The organism is Amycolatopsis sp., from assembly GCF_025464955.1.
Taxonomy (GTDB): domain Bacteria; phylum Actinomycetota; class Actinomycetes; order Mycobacteriales; family Pseudonocardiaceae; genus Amycolatopsis.
Genome location: NZ_JAODNM010000115.1, coordinates 22,886 through 39,808, shown reverse-complemented (window position 1 = coordinate 39,808; position 16,923 = coordinate 22,886). Strand labels below are relative to the sequence as shown.

The 16,923-nt window shown below is 67.3% G+C and carries 17 protein-coding genes and 1 tRNA gene; 10 read left to right on the top strand and 8 right to left on the bottom strand.

The window, feature by feature from the left end:
* Window positions 1-83 precede the first annotated feature (83 nt).
* Entirely contained in the window at window positions 84-749 is a 666-nt protein-coding gene (locus JWQ81_RS27220; RefSeq protein ID WP_297545882.1) for a TetR/AcrR family transcriptional regulator, read from the top strand.
* Here the strand turns inward: JWQ81_RS27220 and JWQ81_RS27215 are convergent.
* Both JWQ81_RS27215 and JWQ81_RS27210 read right to left on the bottom strand, forming a co-directional pair.
* On the bottom strand, window positions 732-1,598 hold the full coding sequence (locus tag JWQ81_RS27215) for a MaoC/PaaZ C-terminal domain-containing protein (RefSeq protein ID WP_297545880.1): 867 nt from the start codon (window positions 1,596-1,598) through the stop codon (window positions 732-734). The genes JWQ81_RS27220 and JWQ81_RS27215 overlap by 18 nt on opposite strands.
* A gap of 4 nt (window positions 1,599-1,602) precedes the next feature.
* Window positions 1,603-2,943: a 3-oxoacyl-ACP reductase gene (locus JWQ81_RS27210; protein WP_297545878.1), complete on the bottom strand. Its 1,341-nt coding sequence runs from the start codon at window positions 2,941-2,943 to the stop codon at window positions 1,603-1,605.
* 111 nt (window positions 2,944-3,054) lie between these two features.
* On the opposite strand from JWQ81_RS27210, the gene JWQ81_RS27205 reads away from it, so the two are divergent.
* The 3 genes from JWQ81_RS27205 to JWQ81_RS27195 all read left to right on the top strand — a co-directional run bounded on the left by JWQ81_RS27205 (window position 3,055) and on the right by JWQ81_RS27195 (window position 6,206).
* Window positions 3,055-4,344: an acetyl-CoA C-acetyltransferase gene (locus JWQ81_RS27205; protein WP_297545876.1), complete on the top strand. Its 1,290-nt coding sequence runs from the start codon at window positions 3,055-3,057 to the stop codon at window positions 4,342-4,344.
* A gap of 96 nt (window positions 4,345-4,440) precedes the next feature.
* Window positions 4,441-5,406 carry an ATP-binding cassette domain-containing protein gene (locus JWQ81_RS27200; RefSeq protein WP_297545875.1) on the top strand — a complete coding sequence of 322 codons (966 nt, stop codon included), beginning with the start codon at window positions 4,441-4,443 and terminating at the stop codon, window positions 5,404-5,406.
* On the top strand, window positions 5,403-6,206 hold the full coding sequence (locus tag JWQ81_RS27195; RefSeq protein WP_297545873.1) for an ABC transporter permease: 804 nt from the start codon (window positions 5,403-5,405) through the stop codon (window positions 6,204-6,206). The genes JWQ81_RS27200 and JWQ81_RS27195 overlap by 4 nt, the downstream gene beginning before the upstream one ends.
* A 57-nt stretch (window positions 6,207-6,263) precedes the next feature.
* On the opposite strand, the gene JWQ81_RS27190 is transcribed toward JWQ81_RS27195, so the two are convergent.
* Entirely contained in the window at window positions 6,264-6,776 is a 513-nt protein-coding gene (locus tag JWQ81_RS27190) for a DoxX family protein (RefSeq protein WP_297545870.1), read from the bottom strand.
* Window positions 6,777-7,003: 227 nt separating this feature from the next.
* On the opposite strand from JWQ81_RS27190, the gene JWQ81_RS27185 reads away from it, so the two are divergent.
* From JWQ81_RS27185 to JWQ81_RS27165, 5 genes are all read left to right on the top strand, one after another.
* The gene (locus JWQ81_RS27185; RefSeq protein ID WP_297545868.1) at window positions 7,004-8,200 is read left to right on the top strand and encodes an ATP-binding protein; all 1,197 of its coding nucleotides are present in this window, start codon (window positions 7,004-7,006) and stop codon (window positions 8,198-8,200) included.
* 296 nt (window positions 8,201-8,496) lie between these two features.
* On the top strand, window positions 8,497-8,646 hold the full coding sequence (locus tag JWQ81_RS27180) for a hypothetical protein (RefSeq protein WP_297545866.1): 150 nt from the start codon (window positions 8,497-8,499) through the stop codon (window positions 8,644-8,646).
* Window positions 8,647-8,902: 256 nt separating this feature from the next.
* Complete coding sequence (locus JWQ81_RS27175; protein ID WP_297545864.1) at window positions 8,903-9,835, top strand: helix-turn-helix domain-containing GNAT family N-acetyltransferase; 933 nt, start codon at window positions 8,903-8,905, stop codon at window positions 9,833-9,835.
* A gap of 4 nt (window positions 9,836-9,839) precedes the next feature.
* Window positions 9,840-10,136, top strand: a complete 297-nt coding sequence (locus JWQ81_RS27170) for a hypothetical protein (RefSeq protein WP_297545862.1) — start codon at window positions 9,840-9,842, stop codon at window positions 10,134-10,136.
* Between the two features lie 10 nt (window positions 10,137-10,146).
* The gene (locus JWQ81_RS27165) at window positions 10,147-10,503 is read left to right on the top strand and encodes a VOC family protein (RefSeq protein ID WP_297545861.1); all 357 of its coding nucleotides are present in this window, start codon (window positions 10,147-10,149) and stop codon (window positions 10,501-10,503) included.
* Between the two features lie 44 nt (window positions 10,504-10,547).
* Here JWQ81_RS27165 and JWQ81_RS27160 read toward each other — a convergent pair whose 3' ends face one another.
* The 5 genes from JWQ81_RS27160 to JWQ81_RS27140 form a co-directional block, all read right to left on the bottom strand.
* A complete protein-coding gene (locus JWQ81_RS27160; protein WP_297545859.1) occupies window positions 10,548-12,131 on the bottom strand; it encodes a TROVE domain-containing protein in 1,584 nt (527 codons plus the stop codon).
* An 84-nt stretch (window positions 12,132-12,215) separates the two neighbouring features.
* Window positions 12,216-12,288 (bottom strand) — tRNA-OTHER (locus JWQ81_RS27155).
* Between the two features lie 130 nt (window positions 12,289-12,418).
* Window positions 12,419-13,000, bottom strand: a complete 582-nt coding sequence (locus JWQ81_RS27150) for a peroxidase-related enzyme (RefSeq protein ID WP_297545857.1) — start codon at window positions 12,998-13,000, stop codon at window positions 12,419-12,421.
* 37 nt (window positions 13,001-13,037) lie between these two features.
* The gene (mctP, locus tag JWQ81_RS27145) at window positions 13,038-14,744 is read right to left on the bottom strand and encodes a monocarboxylate uptake permease MctP (RefSeq protein WP_297545855.1); all 1,707 of its coding nucleotides are present in this window, start codon (window positions 14,742-14,744) and stop codon (window positions 13,038-13,040) included.
* Entirely contained in the window at window positions 14,741-15,019 is a 279-nt protein-coding gene (locus tag JWQ81_RS27140; protein ID WP_297545853.1) for a DUF3311 domain-containing protein, read from the bottom strand. The genes mctP and JWQ81_RS27140 overlap by 4 nt, the downstream gene beginning before the upstream one ends.
* Before the next feature lie 214 nt (window positions 15,020-15,233).
* On the opposite strand from JWQ81_RS27140, the gene JWQ81_RS27135 reads away from it, so the two are divergent.
* On the top strand, window positions 15,234-16,838 hold the full coding sequence (locus tag JWQ81_RS27135; protein ID WP_297545851.1) for an alpha/beta hydrolase: 1,605 nt from the start codon (window positions 15,234-15,236) through the stop codon (window positions 16,836-16,838).
* Window positions 16,839-16,923 lie beyond the last annotated feature (85 nt).

Below are 16,923 nucleotides of genomic sequence, written 5' to 3'. Positions count from 1 at the left end.
AGTAGGTTAGGCGGCAAGTGGGTCGAAATGGTGCGTGAACGTCGACGCCCGGTAGCGTTTCCTCCCGAAGGGGAGGTCGTCAAGTGTCCGAGGAAGTACAGCGTCCGGCCGAACGGGCGAGACGGCTGCCGAGAGCGGTCCGCGAGCGCCAGATCCTGGACGCCGCGGTGCAGGTGTTCTCCCGCTACGGCTACCACTCGGCGTCGATGGACGAGATCTCCGAGGTCGCGGGCGTCTCCAAGCCGATGATCTACACCTACCTCGGGTCCAAAGAGGACCTTTTCGGCCAGTGCATCCGCCGCGAGGCCACGCGGCTGCTCGAAGCGATCCAGGCGGGCGTCCAGCCCGACCTGCCGCCGGACATGCAGCTCTGGCACGGACTCCGCTCGTTCTACCGGTTCGTCGGCGAGTTCCGCGAGTCGTGGACCGTGCTGCACCGCCAAGCGCTGACCGTCGGCGGCTCGTTCGCCGCGGAAGTCGTCGACATGCGCCAGCGCGCGATCGAGCTGGTGGCGGCGCTGGTCGTCACGGCCGGCACGCGCAAGGGTCTCGGCGAACAGGCCGAGTTCTCCGGCGAGGGGTTGTCCGCCGCGCTCGTCGGTGCGGCGGAATCGCTTGCCGACTGGGCACTCGAACACCCCGAAGTCTCCGACGGGGTCCTCGCGTCCTGGCTGATGAACCTCGTCTGGCTGGGCTTCAACGACCTCATCGAAGGTCAGGTCTGGAAGCCGTCAGAGACCTCGGATTGACCCTTCGAGGTGCGGTTTCGGCTTGCGGGCGTTCCACAGCTCGAACGCCCAGCCGTCGTCGGTGTGCCAGCTCGTGAAGGCGGCCTTCGCCGGCAGCAACACAGGCTGCTTGAAGCGGACGTCGATGGTGAACGCGTCCGGCAGCCGCCCCTCGAACGCCGCGAGGCTGTGGGCCTTGGTCCACATGCCGTGCGCGATGGCCGACGGGAAGCCGAACAGCCGCGCGGTCAGCGGATGCAGGTGGATCGGGTTGCGGTCGCCGGAGACCTCCGCGTACCGGCGGCCAATGTCGGCCGGCACCCGCCAGAGCGCGTTCGGCGTCGGCGCGGCCAGCTGCTCGCGCGTGCCCGACGGCTCGGAACCGACGCCGCGACGCAGGTAAGTACTGACGTCGATCCACACCGGGTCGCCGTCGGTGACCAGCTCGCTGACGAGTTCACTGACGATGTCGAACTGCGTGCCCTTCTCGTGCGGACGCAGGTTCTCCGCACGGACCCGCACGGTGAATGTCTCGCCGAGGCGGAGCGGGCGCAGCTGGGTGATCCGGTTCGCGACGTGCACCATGCCGAGCACGGGGAACGGGAAGTCGGCCTCGGTCATCAACGCCATCTGCAGACCGAACGCCAGCATGTGCGGGTACGTCGCGGGCAGGTCGTCGGTCAGCCGGAACCCGCAGACCTGGTTGTACGCGGCCAGATGCGCGGGATCGATGACGACGCCGGACCGCACGAACTCCGTGTCCGGTAACGACTTCCCGCCCTTGCCGCCGCCGGGCAGCAGGCCGCCGAGCAGCGCCTTCGGGTACAGCGTCGCCAGACTCGGCGCGCTGCTGAGTTCCTTCACGGCCACGACGTCACGCTCCCAGCAGGGCTTGCCCGCACACGCGGACGACGTTGCCGTTGACCGCGGCCGACGCCGGGCTGGCGTACCAGGCGATGGTCTCCGCGACGTCGACCGGCAGGCCGCCCTGGCCGAGGCTGGACAACCGCCGGCCACCCTCGCGAATGAACAGCGGCACCGCCGCGGTCATCTGCGTCTCGATGAACCCGGGGGCGACGGCGTTGATCGTGCCGCCGTACTCGGCGAGCTGCGGCGCGCCGACGTCGATCATGCCGATCACGCCCGCCTTGCTGGTGCCGTAGTTGGTCTGGCCGACGTTGCCGGCGATCCCGGCGATCGACGAGACGCCGATGATCCGGCCGTTGGAGTTGAGCACCTTGTCCGCGAGGAGCTTGTCGTTGACCGCGAGCTGCGACGCGAGGTTCACCGAGATAACCGAATCCCAGCCGCTCTCGGTCATGTTGCCGAGCGTTTTGTCGCGGGTGATACCGGCGTTGTGCACGACGATGTCGACGCCGCCGTGACGCGTCGTGAGGTACTCGGCCAGCTTCTCCGGCGCGTCAGGCGCGGTGATGTCGAGCTGCAGCGACGAGCCGCCGACCTTGTTCGCCACCTTGGACAGGTCCGCCCCCTGCGCGGGGATGTCCAGCGCGACGACGTGGGCGCCATCGCGAGCCAGGACGTCGGCGATCGCGGCGCCGATGCCCCGGGAAGCGCCGGTGACCAGCGCGACCTTGCCCTGCAGCGGCTTGTCCCACCTTGCCGGGGCCGACGCCGTCTTGCCGTGGGTGCCGACCCGGATGACCTGGGCGTCGACAAACGCGGACTTGGCCGAGAGCAAGAACCGGAGCGTGGACTCGGCGGCTTCTTCACTGCCTTCGGCGACGTAGACGAGCTGGGCGGTTGCGCCGCGCTTGAGCTCCTTGCCGACCGACCGGACGAAGCCTTCGAGCGCGCGCTGGGCGATCCGCTCGCGGCCTTCGACCAGCTCGGGCGGGGTGCCGAGCACAACGACCCGGCCGCTCGAACCGACCTTCCGGATCACCGGCTGGAAGAAATTGTGCAGCTCGCGCAGCTGCTCGGGGCCGGTGATCCCGGTGGCGTCGAATACCAGCGCGGCGTGTTTGCCCTGGTCAAGAGGGGTGGCGATGACCTCGATACCGGCGTCGGCGAGCTGACTCTTCAGTGTCTTCTCGAGCCGTCCGCCGGGCGCCGCGCCGAGAAGTGCGGGACCCTCGAGTGCGGGCTGACCCGGCTTGTAGCGCCGCAAGGTGGCCGGGTTCGGCAGGCCCAGCTTGGGCACCACGAACTTCCCCACCGGGGTCTTGGTGAACTGCTGGTACCGGTCGGCCATCAGATTCCCTCCTGTGCCTGCTGCGTCACTTCCCATAGTCTAACCTACTAGCGAGTAGGTTAGACTATGCAGTGGGCTGCACATCACGTCGCTAGTCGTTGGAGGAAGTAGATGGCCACGAAGAACGTCCCGTCAGTCCGCAGGGTCGCGATCCTCGGCGGCAACCGGATCCCGTTCGCCAGGTCGAACGGGCCCTACTCGAAGGCGTCGAACCAGGACATGCTCACCGCCGCGATCGACGGGCTGGTCAGCCGGTTCTCGCTGCAGGGCGAGGTCATCGGCGAGGTCGCCGCCGGCGCGGTGCTCAAGCACGCCCGCGACTTCAACCTCACCCGCGAATGCGTCCTCGGCAGCACACTGGCCCCGGAGACCCCAGCGTCCGACGTGCAGATGGCGTGCGGCACCGGGCTGCAGGCGATCATCAACGTCGGCAACAAGATCGCGCTCGGGCAGATCGACTCCGCGATCGCGGGCGGGGTCGACACCACGAGCGACGCGCCGCTGGCCGTCAACGACGACCTTCGGCAGATCCTCGTGCAGCTCAACGCCGCGAAGACCCTCGGCGACCGGCTCAAGCTCGTCGCGAAGATCCGCCCCGGCCACATCGTGCCGGACATGCCGCGCAACTCTGAGCCGCGCACTGGCCTCTCGATGGGCGAGCACGCCGCGCTGACCGCGAAGATCTGGGACATCACCCGGGAGGCGCAGGACGAACTCGCCGCGGCGAGCCACCGCAACCTCGCGGCCGCCTACGACCGCGGGTTCTTCGACGACCTGGTCACGCCGTTCCTCAAGCTCTCGCGCGACCAGAACCTGCGTCCGGACTCCAGCGTCGAGAAGCTCGCGAAGCTGAAGCCCGCGTTCGGCGGTCCTGACGGCACGATGACCGCCGGCAACTCGACGCCGCTGTCCGACGGCGCGTCGACGGTGCTGCTCGCGACCGAGGAGTGGGCGGTGGCGCACAAGTTGCCGGTGCTCGCGTACCTGACGTTCTCGCAGACCGCGGCCGTCGACTACGTGCACGGTGACGAGGGATTGCTGATGGCACCCGCGTACGCCGTGCCGCGGATGCTCGCGCAGGCCGGACTGACGTTGCAGGACTTCGACTTCTACGAAATCCACGAGGCGTTCGCGTCGCAGGTGCTGGCGACGTTGAAGGCGTGGGAAGACCCGGCGTTCGCCAAGGAAAAGCTGGGCCTCGACGCGCCGCTGGGCTCGATCGACCGGACGAAGCTCAACGTCAACGGCTCCTCGCTGGCGGCGGCGCACCCGTTCGCCGCGACCGGCGGCCGGATCGTCGCGACGCTGGCGAAGCTGCTGGCGGAAAAGGGTTCCGGGCGCGGCCTGATCTCGATCTGCGCGGCCGGCGGCCAGGGCGTCACGGCCATCCTGGAGCGCTGAGACTCGTGAGCGTTGCGGCCGACTAGAACCGGCCGCAACACTCACAAGTGCCGGAAATGGGGCGCTTTTGTCGGGGGTCGCCGTTAGCCTGTGCACATGGCGACTGGGGTAGCGGTAAGCGCGAAAGCGCTGGTAAAGACCTATGGGGCAACCAAAGCCCTGGACGGGGTCGATCTCGAGATCCCGGCCGGCGAGGTGCTCGGGCTGCTCGGGCCCAACGGCGCGGGCAAGACGACGATGGTCCGCATTCTGACGACGTTGCTGAAGCCGGACTCCGGCGAGGCGTCGGTCGCCGGGCACAACGTGCTGACCGATCCGGATGCGGTGCGTCGCTCGATCGGGTTATCCGGGCAGTACGCGGCCGTCGACGAGAACCTGACCGGGTTCGAGAACCTGTACATGGTCGGCAGGCTGTATGGGAAGAAGAAGGCCGCGGCGAAAACCCGCGCGCGTGAACTGCTGTCCCGGTTCCGGCTGGACGACGCGGCAGACAGGCCCGCGAAGGGGTACTCGGGCGGCATGCGGCGCCGTCTCGACCTGGCCGGCGCGCTCGTCGCCGAGCCGACGGTCGTCATCCTCGACGAGCCCACGACCGGCCTCGACCCGGGCGGCCGCATCGACACCTGGCAGGTGATCAGGGAGCTTGTCTCCGACGGCACCACCGTGCTGCTCACCACACAGTATCTCGAAGAGGCCGACCAGCTGGCCGACACCATCGTGGTGATCGACAAGGGCAAGGTCATCGCCCGCGGCACCGCGGACGTGCTCAAGGCCCAGATCGGCGGCGAACGCCTGGAGCTCGTGGTGGCTTCGCCCGCGGACCTCCAGGCCACCGTCGAGGTCCTCACCGAGGTCGGTATCGACAAGCCGACCGTCGAGGAGCACACCAGGACCGTCGACGTGCTGGTCGACGGCGGCACCAAGGCGTTGATCGAGGCGCTGCGCCAGCTCGACGCGCGCGACGTGACCGTGCTCGACATCGGGCTGCACCGGCCGACCCTGGACGACGTGTTCCTTTCCTTGACCGGGCATACGAGCGAAGCAAAGGGCGTGGAAGCGTGAACGCGATCCTCAAGGGGTTCTCCGACGGTGGCGTGATCACCTGGCGGAACCTGAAGAACGTCCAGCGCAACCCGGACTGGCTGATGGCCGCGACGATCCAGCCGATCATGTTCGTGCTGCTGTTCGCGTACGTCTTCGGCAACGCGATCGGGGGCGCGTCCGGCGGCGCCGCGTACCGCGAGTTCCTGATCGCCGGCATCTTCGCCCAGACCGTCGCGTTCAACTCGGCGTTCACCGTTATCGGGTTCGCGAACGACCTGCAGAAGGGCATCATCGACCGGTTCCGGTCGCTGCCGATCTCCCGGCTCGCGGTGATTCTCGGCCGCACCACGTCGGACCTGCTGATCAGCGTGGTCGCGCTGATCGTGATGTCGTTGTGCGGGCTGATCGTCGGCTGGCGCATCCGGGGCAGTTTCCTGGACGCGGTGCTCGGCTACCTGGTGATGCTCATGTTCGCCTGGGCGCTGTCCTGGGTCGGCGCGCTGATCGGGCTGCTGGCCCGCAGTGTCGAGGTCGCGCAGAGCGCCGGGCTGATCTGGATGTTCCCGCTGAGCTTCATCTCGTCGGCGTTCGTGCCCTCGGACAAGCTGCCGCCGTTCCTGAAGGCGATCGCCGACTGGAACCCGTTCACCGCGGTGATCAACGCCGCGCGCGAACTGTTCGGCAACAAGTTCGGCGCGGCCCCGACGGGCTGGCCCGCCGAACACGCGGCGCTGTACTCGGTCCTGTGCTGCGTCGCGATCATCGCGATCTTCGCCCCGCTGGCCACCGCCCGCTACAAGCGGGTCGCCAGCCGATAAACCACACTCACCGCCGACTTGCGAGGACAAGTCGGCGACGAGTTGCGTGGTGAGTTCCTAGGTGGGGAGGGCTTTTTCGGCGCGCTTGCCGACCTTTTCGGCCTGCTTGCCCGCCCTCTTCGCTGCCCGGCGAGTACGCCAGGCAAGCGACGGCTTGCCCGCGGTGTCCCCGGACGCGATCAGCAGACCGCCCGCGATGCTGGCGTTCTTGATGAACTGGGCCGTCTGAGCCTGACGCTCACCAGGCTCCTTGACGTCCCAGAACCGGTGCGTCGCCAACGTTGTCGGGACGAGGCTGCCCAGCAGAAGCAGCGAAGCGAACCGAGGCGCCTTACCGGTGGCCAGCGCCAGCCCGGCACCCACCTTCACCGCGGCATCGATCCTCACCAGCGTGACCGGGTCACGCGGGACAGCGTCAGGCAGCACGTCATCGAGCTTGCCGAGCGTCGAATCGAGGAACGGTCCGGCGGCCTTCGCGTGGGCGGCAGAGTCGCGGAGGGCGTTGATCCCGCCGAAGATGAAGATCGAAGCCAATAGTGGACGCGCCACTCGACGGAGAATCACGGTCATAGCCTTCCTGAGCGAACCGGGCCGGTGAAATCGAAGGTACGCCCAGATTGCCCGTTCCCGGGGCAGCTCAACCCCCTAGCCCTCTATCCGACTCTCTAGAGACGAGGCTAGAGAGAAGTATAAAGCGCTCGATGCGGCCGGGACCAGCTCACCTGGTTCACTCGACACGCCTAGTCGTTTATCGCCGAATATCGGAATGGCGCTAGAAACGTCGATAGCTTGGCAGAGTGGACCCCATCCGCAACCCCTTCGCCCCGGGCGCCGGTCAGCGGCCGCCCGAGCTCGCCGGACGCGAACGCGAGCTCAAAGCCTTCGAAATCGTCCTCGAACGAGTCGCGAGGGGGCGCCCTGAACGCAGCCTGATGCTCACCGGACTGCGCGGGGTCGGCAAGACCGTCCTCCTCGGCGAGCTGCGCTCGATGGCCGTCAAGCACGGCTGGGGCGCGGGCAAGATCGAAGCCCGCCCGGACGTCGAACTGCGGCGTCCGCTGTCCGCGGCGCTGCACCGAGCCATCCGCGACCTCGCCGTGCGCCATCGTGCGCCGGACCGGGTCGACGAGGTGTTGGCCGTGTTGAAAGCGTTTGCGCTGCGCGCCAACAAGCCGGACGCGAAGCTGCGCGACCGCTGGCAGCCCGGCATCGACGTACCCGCCGCACAGGGCCGCGCGGATTCCGGCGACATCGAGATCGACCTGGTGGAGCTGTTCACCGAAGTCGCCGAACTGGCCGCGGACGTCGGCACCGGCGTCGCGATCCTGATCGACGAGATCCAGGATCTGCTGCCCGAGGACGTCTCGGCGTTGTGCGCGGCCTGTCACGAGCTGTCCCAGTCGGGCGCGCCGCTCGTGGTCGTCGGCGCCGGTCTTCCGCACGTCCCGGCCGTGCTGTCGGCGTCGAAGTCCTATTCGGAACGGCTCTTCCGCTACGCCCGCATCGACAGGCTCGAGCGCGAGGACGCGGACTTCGCGGTCATGGCCCCGATCGAACGCGAAGACGCCGGCATCGAGCCAGAGGCACTGGACGCCCTGTTCGACGCTTCCGGCGGCTACCCGTATTTCATCCAGGCCTACGGCAAGGCGGCCTGGGACGCCGCCCCCGCCGACCCGATCACCGTCAAAGACGTCCAGGTCGCGGCGCCAGAGGCCGAGTCCGAACTCGCCGTCGGCTTCTTCGGCTCCCGCTACGAACGCGCGACGCCGGCAGAGCGCGAGTACCTGTTGGGAATGGCCGAACTGACGCAGGGCCGCGACGAATCCGCCGGCACCGCGGACGTCGCCGTCTACCTGGGCCGCAAGCCGTCGTCGCTCTCGCCGGCCAGGGACAGCCTGATGAAGAAGGGCCTGGTCTACTCGGCCGAGCGCGGCCACATCGCCTTCACCGTGCCCCACTTCGGCCACTACCTGCTGAGCCGGAACGAGGACTAAGCACCTGGTCTCGTGAGTGGCCCGGCCGGTTCTAACCGCCTGCAACGCACACGAGCGTCTCGTCGTCCATACCGCTCTCTAGCACCAGATCTAGAGAGCGGTATGGAGGGTTCGATATTCCCGGCCGTTAGCCAGAAGTGACCGAGAACACGAGGTTTAGCCGGATTTAACGCAGATCTTCCGATGATTCATCGGCTGGTGTGCCAGATCACCGGACAATCGTTGGCATCCTTGTGAAAAAAGGTGCATACTTGACTCATAAGCCACCGAGCACTTCCAAAGGGGATGCAGTACCGATGAACAACTTCGCCGCCAAGTTCCGTGCCCGCCGCGCAGAGGCTCGCACCCAGCGTGCCCTCAACCGCGCGATCGACACCGCGGCTACCTCGACCGTTCGCCACGAGCTGCTGGCGATCGCGCAGGCCCGCCAGAGCCTCCCGCGCTAACCTGAACGCGGTTCGACCCGAACGCCCAAAAGTGCACCCGAAAGGGTGATATAGAACACAAAGTACCCGAGGTGTAACGCGGCGAAAGCCAGCGTCGATACCTCTTATGACCCCGTGATGCTGGCGGACCCCCGACCTGGCAGCATCACGGGGTTTCCATTTGTCCGAATGCTGGACCATCCCCTCGGAAATTCCTTGCCATCGCCGCGCTCCGGGGTAATGCTTGACCTCGTCAACGAGTTTGTTGAGGTGGTCAATGAACGACGCGTTACTGGCCGAGCGGGTAGCCCAGGTCCGCGCTTTCAATCGCCTGTACACGGGTGTCATCGGGGTACTCGACGAGGGACCGGCGGCGGACGCCGAGTACTCGCTCAGCGAAGCGCGCGTCCTGTTCGAGCTGTCCCAACGCGCCTCCACACTCGTCTCCGACCTGCGCAAACGCCTCGACCTCGACGGCGGGTATGCCAGCAGGCTGCTCGGCAAGCTCGAATCACGCGGACTGCTGATCCGCGACCGCCTCGACAGCGACGCCCGCTGCCAGGTGGTGCGGCTGACCGACGCGGGTAAGTCGGCGTTCACCCTGCTCAACAACCGGTCGACCACGCAGATCGGCTCGTTGCTGCAGCGGTTCGACGAAACCGAGCAACGGCGGCTGCTCGGCGCGATGGGCACGATCTCCGATCTCGTCGGCGAGCGCGGCGCCGATCCCGCGCTCGTGTTGCGGCCGCCGCGCGCCGGCGACCTCGGCTGGATCGTGCATCGCCACGGCGTGCTCTACGCGCGTGAGTACGGCTGGGACGAAAGCTTCGAAGCGATGGTCGCCCGAATCGCCGCCGACTTCGTCGACAGCAAGGACACCGCGCGTCAGGCCGGGTGGATCGCCGAAGTGGACGGCGAACGGGCCGGCAGCGTGTTCTGCATGCCCGGCCCCGATCCGGACACCGCGAAGCTGCGGCTGCTCATCGTCGAGCCGACCGCTCGCGGCTTCGGCGTCGGCAAACGGCTCGTCGCCGAATGCCTCGAGTTCGCCGGTTCGAGCGGCTACTCCGCGATCGAGCTGTGGACTGTCGACCTGCTCACCGCCGCGCGGTCGATCTACGAGCGCGCCGGGTTCCGGCTCGTCGCGGCCGAACCCCGGCGCGCTTTCGGGCACGACCTCGTCGGCCAGACCTGGCGACGGGAGCTGTGACGCCGTGTTTGGCGTCTACTGTCCTGTCTGCGACCGCCGGATGCTGCTCGGCGTCGACGAAGTGGACTGGGTCGAGAACCTGGCCCCCGGGATGATCTCGGTCTCCGGCCACTGCCCGCGCGGCCACGACGTCGCCGTGCTGACCGGCGAAAGGTTCACCCCGCACAAAGACCCGCGCCACTACGGCCCGGCACCGAGGATCTGGACCCGCCCGATGCGACGGCTCGGCGACCTGTTCAGCGCACTCGCCGGCAAGTTCCCACGCGGGCGGGACCTGCCGGAGACGTACTACCGGTACTGAAGGAGCAATCGTGATCAACGGTTCGCATGTGGTCATCTACAGCCAAGACGCGGAGGCCGATCGGGGCTTCCTTCGCGACGTGCTCGGGTTCGCGCACGTCGACGCCGGTGACGGCTGGCTGATCTTCCAGCTCCCACCAGCCGAGCTCGGAGTACATCCGGCAAGCGGCGAACCCCAGCAGCAGCACGGGTTCTACCTGATGTGCGACGACATCGAGACCACGCTCGCGGAGCTGACCGGAAAAGGCGTCGAGGTCGTGGGGGCGGTCACGAATGCGGGCTGGGGGCTGCTGGCGTCGATCAAGCTGCCGAGCGGAGCCGAGTTGGGGCTCTACCAGCCACGGCATCCGGTGGCCTACGACCTCTAAAAACCGGGTGTCCGCCCAGTTTCGGCGGACGGACACCCAGCAGCTCAGAACGGCCAGCTCGCGCTCCGGCCGTCTTCCAGCAGCGGCACCATGCGGAACGTCGCGTCCGTCAGCCCGCCGAACTCGTGCCGGCGGGCGCCACCGGTCGCGAACGCGCCGCGCTGGTAGCCACCCAGGTTGAACCCGTACACCGGGACGTTGTGCGGGACGACGTCGTCGATGCCGGTGCCGTACGGCCCGCCGATGGTCTGCATGTCCGAAATGATGAACACGCGGTCGTGCCGGCGGTAGGTCTTGCGCAGCGAGCCCACGATGTCCGTGCCGTGGCCGACTTCACCGATACGGCCGATGAAGTTCTCGACCTCGCGGATCACCGACGCGCCCTTGCGGATGCGGTGGCGGAACGTGCCGCTCGCGAAGCCGACGACGTCGACCTGCTCGCCCTTCGCACCGAGCGCGACACCGAACACGGCCGCGGCCTTCGCTGGTGTGACCTTGGAACGCGCCGAGTAGGTCGAGGTCATCGACCCCGAAGTGTCGACGAGGATCAGCGAGCGACCAGGCAGCGCGGGCAGGTTCCGCAGCGGATGGCCAAGCGCCGTGTCCAGCGCGTGGCTCCACCGCAGCGAAGGTGCCTGCTCGTAGGCGGACAGGAACCGGAACGGGAACTGACGGGACTTCGCAACCTGCTCGGGGTCGGCGAGCCGCGCCGCGACACGTTCCGCGACGACGTCGGACACGCCGGCCTCGTCGAAGTTCCTGAGGTTCCGGAGTTGAGCCATGTAACCCATGGTCGGGATCAGCGCCTCCCACACCGCGGCGTCCAACGGCCCCTGCAGCCAGCCCGCGACCGACTCCCACGTCATCCCCGCCTGGCGCAGGGTGTCGGACACCGCGTCGCCGCGCGTGAACAGCTCGCGCCGCTGCTCGACGTCCCAAGCCATCAGCTCGGCACGAGCGCGCAGGATCCCGAGAGATCCGGGAATGTCGTTGCCACGCTTGTGCCGCTCGCCGAGGACGTGCTGGAACAGGTCGCCCTGCCAGTCGGCACGCTTCACCGGGTGAGTCAGCTCGAGGACGTCGGCGAACCGGAAACCGGCGGCAGCCGAATCCCACTTCACCGAAGAGCGCTCGTCGTACAGCCGGACGGCCGCGTCGGCGACGCCGCGCTTCACCGGCTTCGGAACGACTTTGCCGTGCACAGAAATCCAGTACGCGAGCAGTTCGCCAGGCTCGTCCGCACGCTGAAGGACGGAGTCGACGACCTGACGTGACATGCCGTCGAGTCCTGCGTCACGACGCGCCTTCGCGAACTCTGCCGCGCCGACAAGCGAAGCGGACCGCATGTTCGCGTCGGTGCGAAGCCAGACGAGGAAACGGGACGTCCACTCGGGATCGGCGAGCGTCGCTTCGCGGACGAGCTCGGCGTAGCGCGTGTCGCGTTCGCCGACTGACTCGTAGAAAGTCTGCTCTCCCACCATGTTGGACACCGCGAGCAGGAAGAGCTCAGACTTCGCGTCGCGGGCATAGCCGGGCCCACCCTCGTGGTTGACGCCGCTGGGAACGCGCTCGGTGGTGACCGGAGAGAAGGCGGCCGGCTTGGCCGCGCGGACGTTGAACTTGCTCATTTCTGGTGCCCCCAAAGGGGGAGCACGCGAATTCAGCAGTGGCCCGAGATCGAAGTCGGTGAAGGTACTGAGCTACCGAACCCGAAGTCCGGACGGGACTCGAACCCGTGACTGCCCATTACCAGTGGAAGTAACCCTCGCCTGCGCACCGGGCACTGCTGAAATCCGTGGCTCCCGAGATCATTTCCGCCCTGCAGCGTCGTTTCGTGTGAGGAAGTAGCTGTGGGGCTTCGCACCGGGAGTGCTCGATTACGTTAGCAAGCAAGGAATGCGCGAGGCGAACGGTTTTAGCGTTCCCGGGGGAGCCTGCCCATCAGGTAGAACTCCGGGTTCGGCCGCAACGCCGTCAGGTGCGCGAGCCGGTTCGACATCGCGAACAGCGCGGTGACGGCTCCGACGTCCCAGATCTCTTCCTCGGTGAGCCCGGCTTCGCGCGCGGCTTCGAGGTCCGGATCGCCGAACGCGGCGGAGTCGTGCGAAAGCGCGAGCGCGAGGTCGATGATCGCGCGGCCGCGCTCGTCCAACTCGACCTGCCACGGGTTGCTGGACACCCTGTCCGCCAGTTCGGCGTCCTTCGCGCGGACGCGCAGGATCGCGCCGTGCGCCACGATGCAGTAGGTGCAGTGGTTCGCGCCGGAGGTGGCGACCACAACGAGCTCGCGCTCGGCCTTCGACAGTCCGTCGGGGTGTTCCATGACGGCGTCGTGGTAGTCGAGGAACGCCCGCAGCTCGGCGGGCCGATGTCCCAGCGCGCGGAAGATGTTGGGCACGAAACCGGACTTGCCGGCGATCTCGTCGACGCGCTCCCGCAGGTCCGCCGGCAGGTCTTCCGGTTCCACCACGGGGAACCGGCTCACGGGTTCAGTCATGGTTCCCACGCTAGCCCTCACACTCGGAGGCAGAGCCCTAGTGGATGCCGATGGGACGGAGGTCCTTGTCGTCTTCGTCGACGTGGTAGTCCTCGGGGTTGGTGTCGTCGGTGCCGTTGAAGACCTTCGCGCGGCGGGCGATGATCGTGACGACGACGGCGACCACGAGGTTCGCGATCAACGCTACGAAGCCCGGGTAGATCTGCAGCAGCGAGCCGGAGAACGGGTGCCAGCCGAAGATCGACAGTTTGCCGAGCGGGAGCGCCGAGCCGCCGAAGTGCTGCTTTCCATTGGCCGGGTTGCCGATGCCGTACAGCATGATCAGGCCCCAGCCCATGCCGACGACCCAGCCCGCGACCAGGCCCCAGCGGTGGAACCACCGCGTGTACAGCGAGATCGCCACGGCAGGCAGCGTCTGCAGGATCAGCACCCCGCCGATGAGCTGCAGGTCGATGGAGAACTGCGGGTCGATGAACAGGATGAACGCGACCGCGCCGAACTTGACGACCAGCGAGGCCAGCTTGGCCTGCTTGGCTTCCTGCGCCGGGGTGGCGTTCTTCTTGAAGTACTCCTTGTAGATGTTGCGTGTCCACAGGTTCGCCGCGGCGATCGACATGATCGCGGCCGGCACGAGCGCGCCGATCCCGATCGCGGCGAAGGCGATTCCCGCAAACCAGGACGGGAACTGCGTGTCGAACAGGACCGGGATGATCGTGTTCGTGTCCGGCTTGCCGGTGGCGGCGTTGGTGATCGGCGTGATCGCCTTGCCGGTGCTGCTGTTCGTCGCGGCGATCGCGACGTACCCGAGCAGCGCGAGCAGGCCCAGCACGAACGAGTAGGCAGGCAGCGCGACCATGTTCCGCTTGATGACGTTGCGGCCGCGCGACGCGAGCACGCTGGTCAGCGAGTGCGGGTACAGGAACAGCGCGAGCGCTGAACCGAGCGCCAAGGTGATGTATTGCAGCTGGTTGTTCGGCCCGAGCACGATCGACCCCGCCGGCGCGTGCGTGGTGGGATTGACCTTTGCGAGTTTCGTCGCGGCCGCGTCGAAGATGTGCGACCAGCCGCCGAGGTGGATCGGCAGGTAGATGATCGCGACGAGGATGACGATGTAGATCAGGATGTCCTTGACGAACGCGATCAGCGCGGGCGCGCGCAGGCCCGACTTGTACGTGTAGAACGCCAGGATGATGAAGGCGATCAGCAGCGGCAGGTGGCCTGCGATGCCGGAGCCGTTGAGGCCCATCGTCCGCAGGACCGACTCCAGGCCGACCAGCTGCAGCGCGATGTACGGCATGGTCGCGACGATGCCGGTGATCGCGATCAGGAACGCCAGCGTGGGCGAGCCGAACCGCGCCCGCACGAAGTCGGCGGGCGTCACGTAACCGCGGACGCGCGAAACCGACCACATTCGCAGGGCTGGCAGCAACACGATCGGGTAGACCAGGATCGTGTACGGCAGTGCGTAGAACCCGATCGCGCCGGCGCCGAACACGAGCGCGGGAACGGCCACGAAGGTGTAAGCCGTATAGAGGTCACCGCCGAGCAGGAACCAGGTGATCCACGAGCCGAACTTGCGGCCGCCGAGGCCCCATTCGTCGAGGTGGTCGAGGGTGTTGCCGGCCTTCCAGCGGGCGGCGACGAACCCGAGGACGGTCACCAGTCCGAAGAGGACCACGAAGATGATCAGCTCGGTCCACTGCAGACCGACGCCGGGTACGGTGGCGGCGAGGGTCTCGTTCACCGGGCGTTCCTCTCGTCGAGATCGTCGACCGTCAGCTTGTCCGGCCCAGGGTTGATGCCGACCTTCTTCGTCATCACGTAAACGATGCCGACGCAGATCACCCCGACGAAGACGAAGGCCAGCTGGAACCAGTAGAAGAACGGCATGCCGAAGAGCCTGGGTTTGTCGAAGTTGAACAACGGCGTGACCAGGATCAACAGGGGGACCAGCAGGAGCAGGTTCCACGGGCTGAACTGGAACCCCGTCACCTTCCCGTTGGACTTACGAGATGACATCCGACCTCACCTAACACTCCTGTAACACGCTTCGGTGCCGCTGACCTTAGAACTTCCGTCGGGTCACGTCACGCGTGTCCGATATCGATTTGATCAGTTCACTTGCCCGACACACGGACACGGATGGGTGTTTTGCCTACTAAGGGTGGTTGCTCCCGGTTGCCCGGAGCGGCTAACAATAACCGGAACGACCTAACACCCAAGGGGCATACGCATGAAACGACTCCGCTACGCGGTGGTGATCCCGGTGATCGCCGGGACCATGTTGGCCGGGTTCACGCCCGCGATGGCCGGGCAGCCGGCGAAAGCGCCGCTGAACTCGACGAACATCCCGGCGCGTTACGCCGGTCAGGCACTCGCCTGGCACGGGTGCACGACGTCCGAACTGCCCACGCCGCCGCCTAAGGGCGCCGAGGGCATCGAGTGCGCCACCTATGTCACCCCGCGCGACTGGGGCCGCCTCGGCGAACAGATCGACCTCACGATCGCCGTCAGCAGGCTCAAGGCGACCGGCCAGGCGACGGACAGCGTGATCGTCAACCCCGGCGGCCCCGGCGCGCCCGGCCGCAACTTCCCGGCGCGGCTGCGCAACCAGACCCGGCTGCGGGTCAGCCAGGAGGTCGTCGGCTTCGACCCGCGCGGCACCGGCAAGAGCACCAACATCACCTGCGGCGGCGCAATCGGCACCGGGGCCAACCTCGACCCACGCGACCGCAGCAAGGGCAACCTCGACCTGATCCTCGACGCCACGAAGTACGCGGCGAACTCGTGCCAGGTGAAGTCCGGCGAGCTCGGCCCACTGATCAACACCGACCAGACCGTGCACGACATCGACCTGCTGCGGGTGCTGCTCGGCCGCGAGAAGATCAACTGGGTCGGCTACTCGGCGGGCACCTGGATGGGCGCGCACTACGCGCAGGCGTTCCCCAGCCGCACCGGCCACTTCCTGCTCGACTCCAGCACCGAGTTCACCACGACCTGGCAGAAGTCGTTCGACACGCAGCCGCTCGGCTTCGAGCGCCGCTTCCGGCAGGACTTCCTGCCGTGGCTGGGCAAGTACGACAACGTGTTCCACTTCGGCAACACCGGTGAAGCGGCGCGGCAGACCTACGAGCAGATCCGCTACGCGCTGACCCGGAACCCGGTCGACGTCGACGGCTCGCCGTTGTCGGCCAACGGGTTCGACGGATACATCGCGTCGCAGATCTACGCGAAGTCCGCGTTCCCGGGTCTGGCGAAGTATCTGGCCAACGTCCACACGCTGACCCAGGGCGGCGCGTCGCAGCAGCAGAAGCTCGCCGCGAAGCAGCAGGTCAAGGCCACCAACACAGTGACGCCCGCGGTCGGTCCGCAACCACTGATGGTGCCCGTCGACGGTGACGCCTACGACGCGAGCTTCTGGTCGATCCCCTGCAACGAGGGCCCCTGGACGGGCAACCGCGCCAGTGTCATCAAGCAGTCGCAAAAGCTGATCGACAAGCAGTTGCCGCTGCTCGGCGCGGGCTGGCTCATCCAGCCGTGCATCTTCTGGAAGACCCCGCCGGCCCCACTGCCAGTACTGGACGGGCGCGGTGTGCCACCGGTGCTGATCGTCCAGTCCGAGCACGACCCGGCGACGCCGATCGAGGGCGCCACTCGTGCCCACCACGCGTTCGCCAACTCGCGGATGATCACGGTGACCGGCGAAGGCGATCACGGAATCTACGCGGCAGGCAACAAGCCTGTGGACAAGATCGTGGAGGACTTCCTCATCGATGGGAAGGTCCCGAACGACCAGACTGTGCCCGGAATGCCGCTTCCAGTGCCTCCCGGCGCCTGACACCCCAACCGCTTGTGGCCCCGTCCGGATTTTCCGGGCGGGGCCCCGTTGTCCCCAGGAGTCACAACCTGTGCACAAGGTTATC

Excerpts from the sequence above, each read along its gene's own strand:
- JWQ81_RS27210 (WP_297545878.1), bottom strand. The coding sequence starts at position 2,943 with ATGGCCGACCGGTACCAGCAGTTCACCAAGACCCCGGTGGGGAAGTTC.
- JWQ81_RS27205 (WP_297545876.1), top strand. The coding sequence starts at position 3,055 with ATGGCCACGAAGAACGTCCCGTCAGTCCGCAGGGTCGCGATCCTCGGC.
- JWQ81_RS27200 (WP_297545875.1), top strand. The coding sequence starts at position 4,441 with ATGGCGACTGGGGTAGCGGTAAGCGCGAAAGCGCTGGTAAAGACCTAT.
- JWQ81_RS27190 (WP_297545870.1), bottom strand. The coding sequence starts at position 6,776 with ATGACCGTGATTCTCCGTCGAGTGGCGCGTCCACTATTGGCTTCGATC.
- JWQ81_RS27180 (WP_297545866.1), top strand. The coding sequence starts at position 8,497 with ATGAACAACTTCGCCGCCAAGTTCCGTGCCCGCCGCGCAGAGGCTCGC.
- JWQ81_RS27175 (WP_297545864.1), top strand. The coding sequence starts at position 8,903 with ATGAACGACGCGTTACTGGCCGAGCGGGTAGCCCAGGTCCGCGCTTTC.
- JWQ81_RS27160 (WP_297545859.1), bottom strand. The coding sequence starts at position 12,131 with ATGAGCAAGTTCAACGTCCGCGCGGCCAAGCCGGCCGCCTTCTCTCCG.
- JWQ81_RS27150 (WP_297545857.1), bottom strand. The coding sequence starts at position 13,000 with ATGACTGAACCCGTGAGCCGGTTCCCCGTGGTGGAACCGGAAGACCTG.
- JWQ81_RS27140 (WP_297545853.1), bottom strand. The coding sequence starts at position 15,019 with ATGTCATCTCGTAAGTCCAACGGGAAGGTGACGGGGTTCCAGTTCAGC.
- JWQ81_RS27135 (WP_297545851.1), top strand. The coding sequence starts at position 15,234 with ATGAAACGACTCCGCTACGCGGTGGTGATCCCGGTGATCGCCGGGACC.